Annotated in this window: 14 protein-coding genes and 2 tRNA genes; 10 read left to right on the top strand and 6 right to left on the bottom strand. The window is 70.0% G+C overall.

The window, feature by feature from the left end; translation table 11 throughout:
• Positions 1 to 219: 219 nt before the first annotated feature.
• On the bottom strand, positions 220 to 1,461 hold the full coding sequence (locus ACZ7MG_RS17140; RefSeq protein ID WP_471379899.1) for an ROK family protein: 1,242 nt from the start codon (positions 1,459 to 1,461) through the stop codon (positions 220 to 222).
• A 461-nt stretch (positions 1,462 to 1,922) separates the two neighbouring features.
• Here ACZ7MG_RS17140 and ACZ7MG_RS17135 point away from each other — a divergent pair, with 461 nt between their 5' ends.
• Complete coding sequence (locus ACZ7MG_RS17135; RefSeq protein WP_471379900.1) at positions 1,923 to 2,504, top strand: biotin transporter BioY; 582 nt, start codon at positions 1,923 to 1,925, stop codon at positions 2,502 to 2,504.
• A 105-nt stretch (positions 2,505 to 2,609) separates the two neighbouring features.
• On the opposite strand, the gene ACZ7MG_RS17130 is transcribed toward ACZ7MG_RS17135, so the two are convergent.
• Complete coding sequence (locus ACZ7MG_RS17130; protein ID WP_471379902.1) at positions 2,610 to 3,371, bottom strand: LPXTG cell wall anchor domain-containing protein; 762 nt, start codon at positions 3,369 to 3,371, stop codon at positions 2,610 to 2,612.
• Positions 3,372 to 3,643: 272 nt separating this feature from the next.
• Here ACZ7MG_RS17130 and ACZ7MG_RS17125 point away from each other — a divergent pair, with 272 nt between their 5' ends.
• Entirely contained in the window at positions 3,644 to 5,422 is a 1,779-nt protein-coding gene (locus ACZ7MG_RS17125) for a protein kinase domain-containing protein (RefSeq protein WP_471380537.1), read from the top strand.
• Here ACZ7MG_RS17125 and ACZ7MG_RS17120 read toward each other — a convergent pair.
• Positions 5,409 to 6,884 carry an amino acid permease gene (locus tag ACZ7MG_RS17120; RefSeq protein WP_471379903.1) on the bottom strand — a complete coding sequence of 492 codons (1,476 nt, stop codon included), beginning with the start codon at positions 6,882 to 6,884 and terminating at the stop codon, positions 5,409 to 5,411. The two genes, ACZ7MG_RS17125 and ACZ7MG_RS17120, sit on opposite strands and share 14 nt — an antisense overlap.
• A 277-nt stretch (positions 6,885 to 7,161) precedes the next feature.
• Here ACZ7MG_RS17120 and ACZ7MG_RS17115 point away from each other — a divergent pair, with 277 nt between their 5' ends.
• Both ACZ7MG_RS17115 and ACZ7MG_RS17110 read left to right on the top strand, forming a co-directional pair.
• Positions 7,162 to 7,647, top strand: coding sequence for a ribose-5-phosphate isomerase (locus tag ACZ7MG_RS17115; RefSeq protein ID WP_471379904.1), 486 nt, complete (start codon positions 7,162 to 7,164; stop codon positions 7,645 to 7,647).
• A gap of 217 nt (positions 7,648 to 7,864) precedes the next feature.
• Positions 7,865 to 8,683, top strand: coding sequence for an Fpg/Nei family DNA glycosylase (locus ACZ7MG_RS17110; protein WP_471379905.1), 819 nt, complete (start codon positions 7,865 to 7,867; stop codon positions 8,681 to 8,683).
• Between the two features lie 13 nt (positions 8,684 to 8,696).
• On the opposite strand, the gene ACZ7MG_RS17105 is transcribed toward ACZ7MG_RS17110, so the two are convergent.
• Positions 8,697 to 9,941 (bottom strand): GNAT family N-acetyltransferase, encoded by a 1,245-nt coding sequence (locus ACZ7MG_RS17105; RefSeq protein WP_471379907.1) that lies wholly within the window; start codon positions 9,939 to 9,941, stop codon positions 8,697 to 8,699.
• A gap of 225 nt (positions 9,942 to 10,166) precedes the next feature.
• On the opposite strand from ACZ7MG_RS17105, the gene ACZ7MG_RS17100 reads away from it, so the two are divergent.
• Positions 10,167 to 11,339, top strand: a complete 1,173-nt coding sequence (locus ACZ7MG_RS17100) for a SpoIIE family protein phosphatase (RefSeq protein WP_471379909.1) — start codon at positions 10,167 to 10,169, stop codon at positions 11,337 to 11,339.
• Positions 11,340 to 11,548: 209 nt separating this feature from the next.
• Positions 11,549 to 12,031 (top strand): HD domain-containing protein, encoded by a 483-nt coding sequence (locus tag ACZ7MG_RS17095; protein ID WP_471379911.1) that lies wholly within the window; start codon positions 11,549 to 11,551, stop codon positions 12,029 to 12,031.
• Positions 12,032 to 12,056: 25 nt separating this feature from the next.
• On the opposite strand, the gene ACZ7MG_RS17090 is transcribed toward ACZ7MG_RS17095, so the two are convergent.
• Entirely contained in the window at positions 12,057 to 13,226 is a 1,170-nt protein-coding gene (locus ACZ7MG_RS17090; RefSeq protein WP_471379912.1) for an acyltransferase family protein, read from the bottom strand.
• Between the two features lie 502 nt (positions 13,227 to 13,728).
• Here ACZ7MG_RS17090 and ACZ7MG_RS17085 point away from each other — a divergent pair.
• Complete coding sequence (locus ACZ7MG_RS17085; protein WP_033526477.1) at positions 13,729 to 13,923, top strand: hypothetical protein; 195 nt, start codon at positions 13,729 to 13,731, stop codon at positions 13,921 to 13,923.
• Between the two features lie 107 nt (positions 13,924 to 14,030).
• Here the strand turns inward: ACZ7MG_RS17085 and ACZ7MG_RS17080 are convergent.
• Positions 14,031 to 14,104 (bottom strand) — tRNA-Gly (locus ACZ7MG_RS17080).
• 188 nt (positions 14,105 to 14,292) lie between these two features.
• Between ACZ7MG_RS17080 and ACZ7MG_RS17075 the strand changes: the two genes are divergently transcribed.
• The 3 genes from ACZ7MG_RS17075 to ACZ7MG_RS17065 all read left to right on the top strand — a co-directional run bounded on the left by ACZ7MG_RS17075 (position 14,293) and on the right by ACZ7MG_RS17065 (position 17,007).
• Positions 14,293 to 14,369: transfer RNA gene (locus ACZ7MG_RS17075), tRNA-Pro, on the top strand.
• Positions 14,370 to 14,575: 206 nt separating this feature from the next.
• Entirely contained in the window at positions 14,576 to 15,991 is a 1,416-nt protein-coding gene (gene tig / locus ACZ7MG_RS17070; protein WP_471379913.1) for a trigger factor, read from the top strand.
• 404 nt (positions 15,992 to 16,395) lie between these two features.
• The gene (locus ACZ7MG_RS17065; RefSeq protein WP_037729632.1) at positions 16,396 to 17,007 is read left to right on the top strand and encodes an ATP-dependent Clp protease proteolytic subunit; all 612 of its coding nucleotides are present in this window, start codon (positions 16,396 to 16,398) and stop codon (positions 17,005 to 17,007) included.
• Positions 17,008 to 17,081: the final 74 nt, after the last annotated feature.

Genomic DNA, 17,081 nt, shown 5'->3' with positions numbered 1-17,081 from the left:
CGGAATTGCGCACGGAAGCGCACGGAAGGGCACGGAAGAAGTCCGCGGAAGCGGACGGAGAATTCACACAGGAGGAAGAGCCGCGTCGGCCGGAGTGCGAGAGGGACTCCGGAACGTCAACGTGTCAGCAACAGAGGGTGCGACAACTCGTGAGCAGCATGAATACGATGTTCCCGGTCTTCGGCAATGCCTGTCAACATTCGGAGTTTCTGAATTAACTCAGGCGCCGAGGCGCTCCACGGCCCCCAGCGGATCCCGGTAGAGCACGTCCAGGGCCACCGCCCCGCCCGCCGTGGCCAGTACGGAGTCGGGGAAGCTCGTCGGCCCCACGGTCGCCGCCCGGTCCGCCCCGACGGCCTCGTGCACCGCGGCCAGACAGTCCGCCCGGCCGATGACCCCGATCTCGGTGACGACCACGGTCTCCGGGTTCAGCACGTCGAGCAGAAGCTCCACCGCCCGCCCCACCATCCGCGCCCGCTCCACCAGCAGCCGTACGGCCGTCGCGTCGCCGCCCGCCGCCGCGTCCAGCACACGCATCGGGTTCACCCCGTCGGTGACCCCGGCCGCACGGGCCCGCCGGCACAGCGTCCGCTCGCTCAACTCGGCCTGGAGGCAGCCGGTCCGCCCGCAGTCGCAGGGCTCCGTACCGCCGGGCAGCGGCAGATGGGCGATCGATCCCGCCTGCGAACGGGGCCCGTGGTGCACCTCGTCGTTGGTCGCGAACGCCGCGTCGACCATGTTGCCGACGAACAGGTGCAGCACGCTCCGGCTGCCCCGCGCCCGCCCGAACAGCTGCTCGGCACCCACCAACGCCCGCGCGTGCCCGTCCACATGGACCGGCAGTCCGGTCCGGGCGCCGAGCAGCTCCCGCACCGGCACCTCGCGCCAGCCCAGCAGCGGATGTTCGACGACGGTCCCGGTCTCCCGGTCCACCCAGCCACCGGCCGCGAAGCCGACGGCCAGGGCCCGGCAGCCGGGCGTCGCGTCCAGCAGGGCCCGCAGTTCGTCGGCGGCCCGCGCCAGGACGGTGGCCGGGTCGGTGGGGCCGTGCTTCGACCGCCGCTCCACGAGCACCCGCCCGCGCAGATCGAGCAGCGCGACCGTCGTGTACGGCACGGCCACATGCACCCCGCCCACCACGAACAGCGAGTCGTCCAGGTCGAGCGGCACGTGCGGGCGCCCCGATGCCTTGGACCGGCGGGGCGGTTCGGCCTCGCGGACGAGACCGAGCCCCGTGAACCGGGCGCAGTAGTCGGTCACCGAGGCCGGCGACAGCCCGGTCACCCGGGCGATGGTGCTGCGCGCCACGGGCCCGTGCTCCAGCACGGACCGCAGCACCACACTGGCGCTGGTCCGCCGCCGGTCGCTGTCGGCGGCCCGGGGCACGGGAGAGGGAGCCGGGGTGGCGGAAGGAAGAGGTGAGGGGGCGTGAAGAGTGGGTGCCGTCGCGGCACGGGGCATGGCGATCATCCTCGGGAACGGGTCCGACACTGCGCCGTCTCGGAAGGCGAGGCGTGCCGGAGCCGCCTCACCCGGGTCGGCGACAGGTGGCCGCGCCCACGCGTCGCAGGTCGACGTAGCGACGCGACGAGAAGTACCGGGCCTGAGCAACCATGCGCTCGAAGCTAGCAAACCGGCCCACCGCTGCCCAGACGGCGACCGGAGGGCGAGACAGCGGCTGTCCACGCCCACGACACGATTGGTGAAACCCTACAGATCCGCTCCGACGCCCCGTCAGGACCGCAGCCACGCCACCTCAGTGACCGGCATCACGCCGTACCAGGTGTAACCCGCATCCTTTGTGCGAAGCCCACCAAGCCGCCGTTCCCCTCTTTGTCGACCGCTGACGGTGTCCGGTGCGCGGGCCCCGGGATAGCGTCACCGTGTCCCCGCCCTCGTCACCCGCCGGAGTGAGCCCGCCCATGAGCACCGCCGCCACCACAGCCCGCCCCGGCGAGGTCCTCGCCGACATCCTCCCCGTCTCCGGCACCCGGGTCCGCGACCTCGCGCTCGTGGTCGGCGGTGCCGCGCTCACCGGGCTCGCCGCCCAGATCGCCGTGCCCGTGCCGGGCTCCCCGGTCCCGGTCACCGGCCAGACCTTCGCCGCGCTGCTCGTCGGCACCACCCTCGGCGCGGGCCGCGGTGTCGCCGCGCTCGGTCTGTACGCGGTGGCCGGTCTCGCCGGTCTGCCGTGGTTCGCGAACGGCACCTCCGGTGTCGGCGTCTCCTTCGGCTACATCCTCGGCATGATCCTGGCCGTCGCCGCCGTGGGCGCCCTGGCCCGCCGCGGCGGCGACCGCTCCACGCTGCGCATGGCGGGCACGATGCTCGTCGGCGAGGCGATCATCTACGCCGTCGGCGTCCCCTACCTCGCCGCCACCGCCCACATCAGCCTCACCGCCGCCGTGGCCGCCGGCCTCACCCCCTTCCTGATCGGCGACGCCCTCAAGGTCGCCCTGGCCATGGGCCTGCTGCCGACGGCCTGGAAGCTGCTGAAGAAGTGACGCCGGGCCTCAGGCGGTCCTGAGACCCCGCCGAGCCCCTCGTCGAGCCCCACCGAGCGGGCGCCGCGCAAGCAGCGGCGCCCGCTCGGTGCGTCAGGACTCCCGTCAGGACTCCTGCCGGGCCCGTCGCCGGTCCCACCACAGGCCCGCCGCCCCCGCCGAGACGAGCGCGGCACCGGCCGCGCCGAGCGGCAGCACGCGGTCGGCGGGCCCGGTCTGCGGCAACTCGTCCGGAGCGCCGTCCTTCCCACCCCCGTTGCCGTCGCCGTCACCGCCGCCCGGGGTGACCGGACTGTTGTCGGTGCCGAGGAGCAGCGGCGTGGCGGGCTCGTTGGGTGCCTGGTTGGTCGTACCGAACGGCACCGGCCCCTGCTGCCAGTACGTCTTCGAACCGTCGGCGTTCTGCACGGGCAGACAGATCTTGCCCTGCTTGCTCAGATCGAACGTGGCGTCGATCGCAAAGGTCTTCGACTTTCCGGCCGCCAGATCGTCGATCGCGCACGCGAAACCACTGTTCGCACCGTCGGGAAGATCCCCCTCCGGAATTGCCGAACAACCCTTGACATTCTTGACCGTCATGCCGTCGAAACCGACCACGAGCAATCGGATTTCCCCACTCGCCTTGCTGCCCTCGTTCTTCACGACGCCGGTGACATCCGTTTCCCCGGACTTGTTGTCGACCTCGATCTTCTCGGACAGCAGCGTCGAGAGCTGCACGTCCGCCGGTGCCGCGTCCACGGTCTTTCCGCCGTGCTTGCTCAATCCTTTCTCGTCGTCCGCCGAGGCCGTGAAGCCGAGGATCATCACCGACGTGAACGACGCGGTGAGCAACGATCCGGCGATGACAGCCCTACGATGAGAACTCATGTTCCATCCCCCTTGTGTCCCCCTGGCCGTGCCTGAATTCACGGCCTATGAAGAGGTACCACAAGATTTCTCCGCACTATGCTGGTGCGGCACGAAGTGTGACCGATGCGCGACCGATTGATGCTTCTGTGGCGCATGCGGTCGGCTGCGTAAAGGTTGCGAAAGGGTTGTCGAAGGGGGGCATGGGGGTGCCGGAAATAACGCGGGGCGGTGTTCCGGGTTTTATCGTGAGCGGCCGTTATCGATTGGTCGAAAGCATCGGCCAGGGCGGAATGGGCCGGGTCTGGCGGGCCACCGACGGCATGCTCGACCGGCAGGTCGCCGTCAAGGAAATGCGGATCGACGGTCTCGACCCGGAGGACAGCCGCACCCGACGCGAGCGGACCCTGCGGGAGGCCAGGGCCACGGCCCGCATCGACCACCCCAACGTCGTCCGCGTCCACGACGTGGTCGACGCCGGCGAACGGCTCTGGATCGTCATGGAACTGGTCGACGGCCGCTCCCTGGAACGCCTGCTGGCGGAGGACGGCCCGCTCGACGTACGCGCCACGGCCCGTATCGGCCTCGAACTCGTCGACGCGCTGGGCCAGGTGCACGCGCAGGGCGTGCTGCACCGCGACATCAAACCGGCCAACGTCCTCATCCGGCGCACGGGCGGCCACCGGGCCGTCCTCACCGACTTCGGCATCGCCGCCATCCAGAACGCCGAGGCCCTCACCATGGCCGGCATGCTCGTCGGTTCCCCCGACTACATGGCCCCCGAGCGCGTCTCCGGCCGCCCCCAGGGCCCGCCCTCCGACCTGTGGTCCCTCGGTGCCACACTCTGCGCCGCCCTCGGCGGCCGTTCCCCGTTCTCCCGCGCCACCACCCTCGCCACGCTCCACGCGGTCCTCTACGAGGAGCCCGAACTCCCCGCCGCCGCGGGCGCCCTGCGCGATCTTCTGGCCGCCCTCCTCGAGAAGCAGCCCGAGTCCCGCCCCGGACTGCCCGCACTCACCGACGCACTCCGCACCCTCGCCTCGGGCCCACCGCCGCCCACACCCGCGCCCCCGGCCACCACCACCCCCACCGGCACGGCGGAACGGCAGCCCTCGGGGGCGGGGGCCGCCGAGGAACCCGGCACGGCTGAGGCCGCGCACGAAAGCACCCCACCGAACCCCCTGGCCCCGGAGCCCGGCGGCACTCCCACCCCCACCCCCGGCGCAAGCCCCGTACGACGGACCCCGACGGTACGGAACCGACCGGACCCCGAGCCGCAGCCGAAGCCCGACCGGCAACAGACCCTGGCCCCCGGGCAACACCAACCCTCGCCCCCCGACCGGGCCACCACCCACCTGAGCCCCGCACCCGGGACCCCCAGCACCGCCCCCGCCCCGGGGCCACCGGGCGACCTCCCGGGCCCACCCGAACCGGCCGGCCGGTTGCGGCGCGCCCGCCCCAGCCGCAGTGTCGGCCTCGCCGCGGCCGCCGCCGTGGCCGTGACCGCCGCCGTCGCCGCCGTGGTCGTACCGGCGATGGACGGCTCACCCGGCGACGAGGACGCCAAGGACGACAAGGCATCCTCCGCGACCCCCTCCGCCTCCCCGAGCCCGGCCCCCACCGTCGCCGGCACCTCCCGCCCTCCCGAACTGCCCCCCGGCGCCCGCACGGAGGCCGGGGTGTTCGCCTGGGTCCCGCCGGCCGGCTTCTCGCGCGAGGTGCACGCCGGCGCCGAGGTGCACTACACCTCGCCCGACGCGCGCCAGGAGATCGTCGGCAAGGCCTCCCTCGCGCGCGGCGACCTGCTGGAGCAGTGGCGGAAGAAGGAGAAGAGCACCGCGGAGGGGCCGGGATACAGCCGGATCCGCCTGGAGGAGACGGAGTTCCGGGGCCGGCCGGCGGTCGTGTGGGAGTACACCGTCACGGCCCAGGAACTGCCCTGGCGCGTCCGCTCCCTGGGCTTCGACACCGGTGGCAAGTCCTACCAGCTCACCACCTGGTACCACCCCGACATCGAGGACCGCGCCCTCCCGGTCTACGAGAAGGTCGAGAAGACCTTCACCCCTTTGTGAGTGGGTCCACCGTGTCGGACACCTCGGCCGCGGCGGTCTTCCCGCCGCCACGGATCCGCTCCTTCACCAGCGCGATACCGACGACCACCGCCGCGACCAGCAGCGACAGCAGCAGGATCTCGCGGTTGCCGTGCTCGGTGTCGGTCAGCATGTAACCGAGGACGAAGAGGATCAACCCGATGGTGGCCCACGTCAGATACGGGTAGAGCCACATCTTCACGACGAGCTTCTCCGGCGTCTCCCGCTCGATGATCCGCCGCATGCGCAGCTGCGAGAAGCAGATGACGAGCCACACGAACAGCGCGACCGCACCGGAGGAGTTGACCAGGAAGAGGAAGACACTCTCGGGGAAGAAGTAGTTGAAGGCGACCGCGACGAAGCCGAAGACCACCGAGGACAGGATGGCCGCCATCGGCACACCCCGCCCGTTCGTACGGCCGAACGCACGCGGCGCGTCCCCGCGCGTCCCCAACGAGAACGCCATCCGCGACGCGGTGTACAGCCCGGAGTTGAGACAGGACAGCACCGAGGTCAGCACGATGAAGTTCATGATCTGCCCGGCGTGCGCGATCCCGAGGGAGTCCAGGGCGGCCACGTAGGAGCCCTTCTCCTTGATCGACGGGTCGTTCCACGGCAGCAGCGTGACCACGACGAAGATCGAGCCGAGGTAGAAGACACCGATCCGCCAGATGATGCTGTTGGTGGACTTGGTGACGGCCTGCTGCGGGTTCTCCGTCTCGCCGGCGGCCAGCGTGGCGATCTCGCTGCCCATGAAGGAGAAGACGACCAGCAGCACACCGATGAGGATCGCCCCGGCCCCGTTGGGCAGGAACCCGCCGTGGTCGGTCAGATTGGACAGCCCGGCCTTCTCGGTCTCGGCCCCCGGCAGCACCCCGAACACCGCGAGCCCACCCACGACGATGAACGCGGCGATCGCGACGACCTTGATCCCGGCGAACCAGAACTCGAACTCACCGTAGGAACCGACCGACACCAGGTTCGTGGCGGTCAGCACGACCATCACGATCAGCGCCCAGCCCCACTGCGGTACGGCCGGGATCCAGCCCTCCAGGATCACCGCACCCGCGGTGGCCTCGACCGCGAGTACGACGACCCAGAAGAACCAGTACAGCCAGCCGATGGAGAACCCGGCCCAGCGCCCGAGCGCGCGGTCGGCGTGGGCGGAGAACGAACCCGAGGTCGGGTTGGCGGCGGACATCTCACCGAGCATCCGCATCACCAGCACCACCATCGTGCCGACGAGCGCGTACGACAGCAGGATGCCGGGGCCGGCGGTGGCGATGCCGGAGCTCGACCCGACGAACAGACCGGCCCCGATCACACCGCCGATCGCGATCATCGACAGATGACGGTTCTTGAGACCGGCGTGCAGACCGGGGGAGGGGGGAGAGGAGGAGCCTTGAGTGTCTGCCTGGGGCGGCAGTGTCGGCTGGGAGGTCATGGGGGGAGGTTTCCTTTGCGCCGTTGTGGGGACTTCGGTGCGTCTGCCCAGCGACCGGCCGATCGACTCTCGTAAGAGCGGGAAACGAGACTCGACAGCCGGGGTCGGGCTGGGCCGCTGTAAAGATCGGTCCAGTGAATCGGAGGTGAAAGGATTCCTGAACCTTTGAATCCGGATCGTTACTTGAGGTTTACTTGAGGTTCGGTGGTGAACCTCACGTTTCTCCGCGTCCACACCCCGTCGTGCCCCACCGAAACACGCGTGTCACACTCGGACCATGCGCGTCTACCTCGGCTCGGATCACGCCGGATACGAACTCAAGAACCACCTCGTGGAGTGGCTGAAGGCCGCCGGCCACGAGCCCGTCGACTGCGGGCCCCACATCTACGACGCCCAGGACGACTACCCGCCGTTCTGCCTCCGCGCGGCGGAGCGTACGGCCGCGGCCCCCGGGTCCCTCGGTATCGTCATCGGCGGCTCCGGCAACGGCGAGCAGATCGCCGCGAACAAGGTCGCCGGCGTCCGCGCCGCGCTCGCGTGGAGCGCCGAGACGGCCGCGCTGGGCCGCGAGCACAACGACGCGAACGTCGTCGCCGTCGGCGCGCGGATGCACTCCGAGGAGGACGCGACCAAGTTCGTCGAGACCTTCCTCAACACCCCGTTCTCCGGCGACGCCCGCCACATCCGCCGCATCGACATGCTGGCGTCCTACGAAACCACCGGCGACCTTCCGGAGATCCCGGCGCACCACCCCCAGCCGTAGCTTTAGGGCCGCCCACGAGCTCGGGTGACTGGACTCGGAGGGCGGCCGCGGGTCGTATGTGGTTGCTCGCGCAGTTCCCCGCGCCCCTGAACGATCAGGGGCGCCCCCTGGCTTTTAAGGGGCGCGGGGAACTGCGCGAGCAACCCCCACGCACCCGCACCCGAAAACGCACCCCCAACCACCCCCCACCCACCCTGCCGAACCCCCGGAGGACACCGTGCCGGAGGGGCACACCATCCACCGCCTCGCCGCAGACTGCCGCGCACACTTCGCCGGCCGGAACACCCACGTCACCAGCCCCCAGGGCAAGTTCACCGACGCCGCCGCCCTCCTCACCGGCACCCCCCTCCACACCGCCGAGGCCCACGGCAAACACCTGTTCCTGCACTTCGGCGACCCGGACGCCGAAGAACGGGTCCACATCCACCTCGGCCTCTTCGGCAAGGTCACCTTCGGTGCGGCCCCCGCACCCCCGCCCACGGACACCGTCCGCCTCCGGCTGCGCAACGACACGTCGTACATGGACCTCCGGGGCCCCACGACCTGCGCCCTGATCACCGACGCCGAGAAACAGGCCGTGCACGCCCGCCTCGGCCCGGACCCGCTCCGCCCCGACGCCGACCCGGCCCGCGCCTACGCGCGCGTGACCCGCAGCCGTACGACGATCGCCGCGCTCCTCCTGGACCAGAAGGTGATCGCGGGCGTCGGCAACGTCTACCGCGCGGAGGTCCTCTTCCGGCACGGCATCGACCCGTACCGCGCGGGCAGGGACATCACCGCGGCGGAGTGGGACGCGATCTGGGCCGACCTCGTCGCCCTGATGCGCGAGGGCGTCCGCCACAACCGCATCGACACCGTCCGCCCGGAACACCTCCCGGAGGCCATGGGCCGCCCGCCGCGCGTCGACGACCACGGCGGCGAGGTGTACGTGTACCGCAGGGCCGCCCTGCCCTGTCACCTCTGCGGCGGCGAGATCCGCACCGCCGACCTCGCCGCCCGCAACCTCTTCTGGTGCCCCACCTGCCAGCAGAAGTGAACCGGCCCCGCCCCTAGAACCCGTGCGGCAGCCAGGGCGCGACGCCGGACAGGAACCCCACGGACGCCTCCGCCAGCGCGCCCACCCGCAACTCCCGCACCCGCCCGGCCGCGGCCAGCGAGGCCAGGCTCACCCCGCCCAGATACGCCGACCCCAACTCCCGTACGGAGAGCGAGAGATCGGCGGCGTCGGCGGTCCGCTCGCAGGTCGCGCCCTTCGGGTCACCGGTGAGCCGCCAACGCCCCTCGTTCCAGGGGCAGAAGGCGTCCTCGACCTCGAACACCACGTCCAGCGGCGCCTGATAGGTCCGCGCCCGGAGCGCGGCCCCGACCTCCACGAGCCGCAGATACAGGTCGTCCTTCAACTGCAGCCCGCACCGGCGTGTGTCCGACACCAGATGCAGCACCGGATCGTCGACCGGCAGCCGGGGCGCGACGACGCACCGCGTCAGGTCGACATCGAAGAGGAACCGCCACAACGCGGCCCGCGCGGCGGGATCCAGGCCCTCCAGCGCGGCCACCTGGACGACCCCCTCCGCCCCGCTCGGCCCCCAGTCCGACTTGACCCGGAACCGCACATACCCGACCACCCCGGCCCCGTCCCCCTCGCCGGGCCGCTCGGCCACCACGCACTGCAGGGGCGACGCCCCGTTCCGCTGCTGTTCCGTGTCGAGCAGACCCAACCGCTCCCAGCCGGGCCGCCGCTCCAGCATCCCCGGCCGCCCCGGCACCCGGCGCGCGTACACCGCCTCGCACGCGTCGAGCACCTCGGCGGGGTCGGCGTACCGCAGCCGTACGTCATCGGTGCCGGGCGGTACGGACAGCCGTACGCGGGTGGTGTCGATGTCGGTGGTGAGGCGCTGTGTCGCCAGGCCGTACCCGAACCGGCCGTAGATCACCGGCTCGGACGCGGTCAGCACGGCCACCGACTCGCCCCAGGAACGGATGTCGTCCAACTGCCGCCGCATCATGGACGTCAGCACCCCGCGCCGCCGGTGCGTGGCCGCGACCCCGACCATCGTGACGCCCGCCGCCGACACGGCGGCACCGCCGGGCACCGTCAGCCGGAAGTCGAACGCCCCGGCCGACCCCACACATTGATCGCCGTCCCACGCCCCGATCGAGCGGTCGTACGGGGTCAGCGCCTGCCACAACTCCCGTTCGTCGTCCGGTTCCTCGGCTCCACCGAAGGCGCGGAGGAGGTTGTCGTACCAGACGGTCCAGTCTTCCTTGCGCAGCGCCCGCAGCTCAGTCGTCATACGCCATGCCTAGCAGGGCGATCCGGTACGAGCGAGCGAATTTGTCCCGCGCGTCGCCGTTCGACGTGGGATCCTTCGCAGGTGCCGCACGGAGGGCGCACGGGGGCAGAGGAACGCGTTCCGGTGTGAGATCTGTGTGAGATTCGTCGTGAACCGGCCCTCGGAAGGGGGACAAGTAGGACCTCCTGTGCACAGGGGCTGGTCCGATGGATAAGGTCCCGAACAATGGCAGCAGGACGAGAGCGGCGCGCGGCGGCCGATACGCTCACGGCCCGGATGAAGAAGCTGGTTCACCGGGCCCGCACCGGCGTGCGTAAATCCGCCGTCGACTACTTCCGCGGGGACGGCTCCGACTGGATCGCCCTCGCCGGCCTGCTGCTGATGATCCCGCTGATCGCCTGCCTCACCCTGATCGACGAGGTGTGGTTCTCACCCGCCGTCCTCGTCCTCCCCATCGTCGCGGGCGGCCTGCTGCTCCGCCCCGCCAGCCTCCTCGGTCTGTACGCCGCCGCCGCGACCGCGCTGATCATCGAGTCCGTGAAGCTCGGCCCCTACACCGAGGGCCCGGCCAGAGTCACCCCCGGCATAGTGCTCGTGGTCGCCGCCTGCGGTTTCTTCGGCCTGCTCATCGCCCAGTTCCGCAGCCGCGTCGGCGTCCCCTGGCGGCGCGGCGGCACCATGCTCTTCGACCTGCGTGAACGCATCCGGGTGCAGAGCAAGTTGCCGCAGCTGCCGGCCGGCTGGCATCGCGAGATGGCCCTGCGCCCGGCGGGCGGCCAGTCCTTCTCGGGCGACTTCGTCGTGGCCGCCCGTACGAACGGCGGTCGCACCCTCGAAGTCGTCCTCACCGACGTCTCCGGCAAGGGCATGGACGCCGGCTCCCGCGCCCTGCTCCTCTCCGGTGCTTTCGGCGGCCTCCTGGGCTCGCTCCCACCCCACGCCTTCCTCCCGGCCGCCAACGGCTATCTCCTCCGCCAGGACTGGGACGAAGGCTTCGCGACCTCCATCCACCTCGTCCTCGACCTCGACTCCGGCGACTACGAACTCTTCTCCGCCGGCCACCCGCCGGGCCTCCAGCTCAGCGCCGGCACCGGCCGCTGGGAGGAGAAGGCCGCCGAGGGCCCCCTCCTCGGCGTCTACGACGGCGCCCAGTTCGACCCCGTCAAGGGCTCCCTGCGCCCCGGCGACGTCCTGATGCTCTTCACCGACGGCCTCGTCGAGACCTCCGACCGCGACATCGTCGAGGGCATCGACCGCCTCACCGGCGAGGCCGACCGCTACGTCGCCGGCGGCTTCCACGGCGCCGCCTGGCACCTCATCGAAGCCGTAGCCAAAGACGTCAACGACGACCGAGCCCTCCTCCTCATCTGCCGAGAAGGCCCCACAGCCACAAGGTGAGAGCACTGAAGGGCGCTAAGCGCCCTCCAGGGGCGCGAGGAACGGCGCGAGCAACCACAACAAACCCGCACCCGCCAACAGACCCATGCCCCCCTCCCCATAAGGCGCCCAAGGGGGTCAAAGGGGCACAGCCCCTTGAGGATGGGACGGGTAGGGGCGGCGGGGGCGACAACAAAAACCCCAACCACCCACACACAGGAGCCACCCCCATGCCCCCAACCCCCCTCTCCCTCCCCGAAGTGGAGACCCTCGCAAGATCCGCCCACGCCACCCAGACCGACAAGGCCGGCCGCCCCTACACCGAACACCTCCAGGCAGTGGCGCACGGCGTCAGAGCAAGAGGCGGCGACGAGGACCAGATCGCCGCAGCCTGGCTGCACGACGCCATAGAGGACAACGCCCTCACCGACGCGTGGCTCACCGACGCCCCCCTGACCCCCCGCACCAAGGCCATCGTCCGAGCCCTCACCAAACACCCGGGCGAACCCCCGGAGACCTACGCCACCCGCATCCTCACCACCCCCGGCGCCCTCCTCGTCAAACAGTCCGACCTCGCCCACAACGCGAACCCCACCCGCCTCGCCGCCCTGGACACCCCCACCCGCACCCGCCTCACCCACAAGTACGCCCACATGCGAAACCTCCTCGGCCTGCCGGACGAACCGACGGCCGAGGAGGCCCCGAACCCATAGAACCGGGCGGACGAACCGCCCACCGCTAAGCCTTGGCGCCGACCTTCCCGCGCTCACGAGCCAACTCGGCCGCGTCCCGCTTGAACGCCCACTCCATCTTCGGCTCCATCGCGAACCGGAACATCCGCTGCACCGGCGGCGTGCACAACAGCGTGATCACAGCCGCCGCGAAGAACGTGACGAACAGCTCACCGACCGGCTGGTACACCCACGCGTTGATGTCGTACCAGTCCCAGAACCGCGAGCCCTTCGCGAGGAACCCGTGCAGCAGATAGCCGTACAGCGTGCCCGCGCCCAGCACGGTGAACCACATCTTCCGCCGGGGCACCCAGGAGAAGAAGCACGTGGTGAGCACCATGGAGCAGCCGAACAGGGCGAAGGTCATGACGATCCCGGCCCACCACGGCGCACCCAGCTCCTGCGCGCTGTCCCGGTGGTAGAACCACGCCGAGTTCATGTCCGGCCCCAGCCAGTACGCCAGCCCCAGCGCGCCCGCCGCGACCGGCGCGGACAGGATCCGCACCTCACGGCGCCGCATGAACTGGAAGTGCGCGGGCTTCATGAAGAGACCGACGACGAAGAACGGCAGGAACTGCAGCACGCGTTGCAGGTCCAGGTCGTCGCCGATGTCGGGCGAGACGGAGGCGAGCGCCGCGATGGCGAGCGCCACCGGGATCGGCCAGCGCACCACCTTCCACAGCGGAGTCGTCAGCCGCCACACGAACAGCGCGATCAGGAACCAGGTCAGGTACCAGGGGTCGAGCAGGCTGATCGGATGCGAGGGATCGTCGTTGCCGTACCGCTTGAAGAAGGAGTACGCGATCTCGAAGAGGACGTAGGGAACGGCGATGCCGGTGATCAGCCGGCGGAGCCGGTCGGGGCGCATGTCGAAACTGCGCGAGAAATAGCCGGAGATGATGATGAACGCCGGCATGTGGAACGTGTACACGAACATGTACAGCGCCTCGGCGGCACGGCTGTGGTCGGTCAGCGGCTCCCACGCGTGCCCCATCGCGACGAGCACGATGGCGAGGTACTTGGCGTTGTCGAAGAACGCGTCACGTTGTTTGGCCGGTCTGGCCTCCGGGGAGGCGCCACTTGGCGTCGGGTCGGGGGGAGAGGACTTCAGCGAGCGCGGACTCGGCACTCCGTCGGCACTCGCTGCGCAAGTGGGGGACGAGGCAGCGGTGAACATCTGAGGCACCCTAGCGTTGTCTGTGCGATTCCGTAAAACCATCGACGTGAATCCTGTATTGAGGGGTACGTGTCACCCCCGGGTACCCGGGATTCGGTGAAGTCCTCCTTGGGCGGAGCATCACCGTCCGTACACCGCACGGCACATGGCATGCATCGTTCTGTCCGTATTCATCCCGACTAAATGGTGCATAACATGCGCAGGCGACTCCGGTGGAATGTCCGGTTAATTACCGTCCTGGCCCTGCCCCTTGATGTGTCTGTGGCAACAATTCGAATTACCTGCGGCCGGGTTGTGTGTGCATGGAAACGATCACCCCGAATTCACTCCCGACGCCGTCTTGTTGACCGGGGGTGCGGGTGGCGCGCGTGCGGTGGCGTGGCCGACGTTGTCTCACCGGCTGCATATGACGGCCTGGTTGGTGGCACGATGGTCATGGCGGGGTGCGCGTGGGGTCGGCGCCCCGGGCCGGGAGTGCGGACCGACCGAGGGTGTGATCTGTGTGGCCATTTCGCTGTCAGTGGTGCTCTTGCTGGGGATCATCCTGGTAGTCCTGATGCGAGGAGGGACGATCAAGGCCGGACCGGCTGTCGTCGCCATCCTCTTCGGCTTCTTCCTCGCCTCGACGGGCATGGCCGACGACATCCAACGCTTCCTGAACTCGATAGCGGACACGATCAACTCGATCCAGTTCTAGTGACCGCTTCCAGTGACCGTCCGGATGCGTGCGAACACTCGTCGTGAGGCGACAAAAAACCTCCGGCCCGGTCCGAGGAGTCCCTCGAAACCGGGCCGGAGGCCACGTGGAGCGGGCGACGGGAATCGAACCCGCGTAGCTAGTTTGGAAGACTAGGGCTCTACCATTGAGCTACGCCCGCACAGCTCGCGCCGCAGGTCGGAGGACCGCGGCACTGAAGGCATCGTAGCGGGTCGGACACCCCCGCCGCACACCCCTTCCGGTCGCGCCCCCCGGCCGCTCCGGCGCCCGCCGTCGCGCGCGCCCGCGCACTCGGCAAATGCGGCAACCGCATGGCCTGCGGGCATGTACCCTACGTGTCGCACCAGACGGGGTGTGGCGCAGCTTGGTAGCGCGTCCGCTTTGGGAGCGGAAGGCCGTGGGTTCAAATCCCGCCACCCCGACCACCGTCCGACCGCCGTGCGGGAGGGCGCGCCCGCCATCGGCGAGATCGCCTTTTGGGGCGTGTACCGCCTGCGGTTACTATGCAAGCTGCGCGCCCGTGTGTCTGCACTCTCATGTCTCTCAAGGGCCGCGAATCTTGCCGAAGCCCCGCCCACCCGGCGGGGGACAGGCAGAACCCCAAGAAGTCAGCCCCCAAGGAGACCGAACCGTGAAGAGCGCCGTGGAGACCCTGAACCCGACCCGGGTTCGGCTCAGCATCGAGGTGCCCTTCGAGGAGCTCAAGGACAGCCTCGACGCGGCGTACAAGAAGATCAACCAGCAGGTCACGGTGAAGGGCTTCCGCAAGGGCAAGATCCCGGCCCGCGTCATCGACCAGCGGTTCGGCCGCGGTGCGGTCCTGGAGGAGGCGGTCAACGACGCGCTTCCGAAGTTCTACACCGACGCGGTCAACGAGGCCGAGCTCAACGTCCTGGGCCAGCCCGAGGTCGACATCACGGAGCTGAAGGACGGCGAGACGCTGAACTTCACCGCCGAGGTCGACGTCCGCCCGACCATCGAGATCCCGGACTACTCCGGCATCGAGGTCGAGGTCGACGCCGTCGAGGTCACCGAGGAGGACATCGAGAAGGCGGTCGAGCAGCTGCGCGAGCGCTTCGCCTCCACCTCCCCGGTCGAGCGGGCCGCCGAGGACGGCGACGTCGTGACGCTCGACCTGGAGGCCAAGGTCGACGGCGAGGTCCTGGAGGACGGCGTCGCCGACGGCGTCTCCTACACGATCGGCTCCGGCGAGCTGCTGGACGGCATCGACGACGCCGTGAAGGGCCTGGAGGCCGGTGGCGAGGCCACCTTCGCCTCCGAGCTGAAGGGTGGCTCCGCGGCCGGCAAGGAGGCCGAGGTCACCGTCAAGGTCACCCAGGTCGCCGCCCGTGAACTCCCGTCCCTGGATGACGAGTTCGCCCAGCTCGCCTCGGAGTTCGACACCCTCGAGGAGCTGCGCGCCGACAGCCGCAAGCGCCTGGAGAACATGAAGCAGTACGACCAGGCCACGCAGGCCCAGGAGCGCGTCCTGGAGAAGCTGCTGGAGCTCGTCGAGGTGCCCGTCCCCGAGAAGCTGCTCGAGGACGAGATCAACACCCGCAAGCACAACCTGGAGCACCACCAGCTCGGCCAGATGGGCCTCGACCTCGAGAAGTACCTCGAGATCCAGGGCAAGACGGCCGAGGAGTTCGACGCCGAGACCAAGGAAGCGGCCGTCAAGGGCATCAAGACCCAGTTCGTCCTCGACGAGCTGGTCTCCAAGGAGAAGCTGAACGTCAACCAGGAGGAGCTCACCGAGCACCTCATGCGCCGCGCGGCCTCCTCCGGCATGTCCCCGGACCAGTTCGCCCAGGCCGTCGTCCAGAACAACCAGGTCCAGCTCCTCGTCGGCGAGGTCGCCCGCGGCAAGGCCCTGGCCCTCGTCGTCGAGTCCTCCACGGTGAAGGACACCAACGGCGAGATCGTCGACCTGGACGACGACGAGGAGGAGACCGAGGGCTCCGCCGAGGAGACCCCGGCCGCCGAGGGCTCCGCCGAAGAGGCCTCCGCTGCGGTTGAGGCGGAGGAGAAGGCCCCCGAGGCCTGATCACTCCCCGAACAGCAGGCTTGAGACGGGCCCCCGGATCACTTGTGACCCGGGGGCCCGTCGGCTTACCCAGGGGCGCGGGGAACTGCGCGACCGGCCCCGTACGAGCCGCACCCGCCGATACACCTGACGTGGCAGACACGTCCGCGGCCTGTTCGTGGCGGGCCGCGCAGTTCCCCGCGCCCCTTTCCGGACCGGGGGTCACAAGGCACCCGCTCGACCAGCGGAGCACATGCGCTGACAGCGAACAGTTCCCTCTGCGGGATTCACCGGCGCAGCCACCGCGTTAGGGTCCATGAATACGAGGGCGGAGCCATCGGCGACACGGCTCGGCCCCCGGCAGGGAAACGTGAAGACGGCCCGGCGCCGTCGTAAGACGAGCAGGTGGATACGTGACGAATCTGATGCCCTCCGCCGCCGGCGAGCCTTCCATCGGTGGTGGCCTCGGCGACCAGGTCTACAACCGGCTGCTCAACGAGCGGATCATCTTCCTCGGCCAGCCGGTCGACGACGACATTGCCAACAAGATCACCGCACAGCTGCTGCTCCTTGCCGCAGACCCCGACAAGGACATCTACCTCTACATCAACAGCCCCGGCGGCTCGATCACGGCCGGCATGGCGATCTACGACACGATGCAGTTCATCAAGAACGACGTGGTGACCATCGCCATGGGCCTCGCGGCCTCGATGGGCCAGTTCCTGCTGAGCGCGGGCACCCCCGGCAAGCGCTTCGCCCTGCCGAACGCCGAGATCCTGATCCACCAGCCCTCGGCCGGCCTGGCCGGTTCGGCCTCGGACATCAAGATCCACGCCGAGCGGCTGCTGCACACCAAGAAGCGGATGGCCGAGCTGACCTCCCAGCACACCGGGCAGACGGTCGAGCAGGTGACCCGCGACTCGGACCGCGACCGCTGGTTCGACGCCTTCGAGGCCAAGGAGTACGGCCTCATCGACGACGTGATCCCCACGGCCGCCGGTATGCCGGGCGGCGGCGGCACAGGGGCCGGGCAGTAGTGACGGCACCCGCCGTCACCCACACCCCCGTAAAGCCCTCAGTCGACCGCCTCAGCCCCTCTCAGGCCTCCAGG

This window comes from Streptomyces sp. NPDC107538, from assembly GCF_055657445.1.
This window is presented reverse-complemented; position numbering and strand designations above follow the sequence as displayed.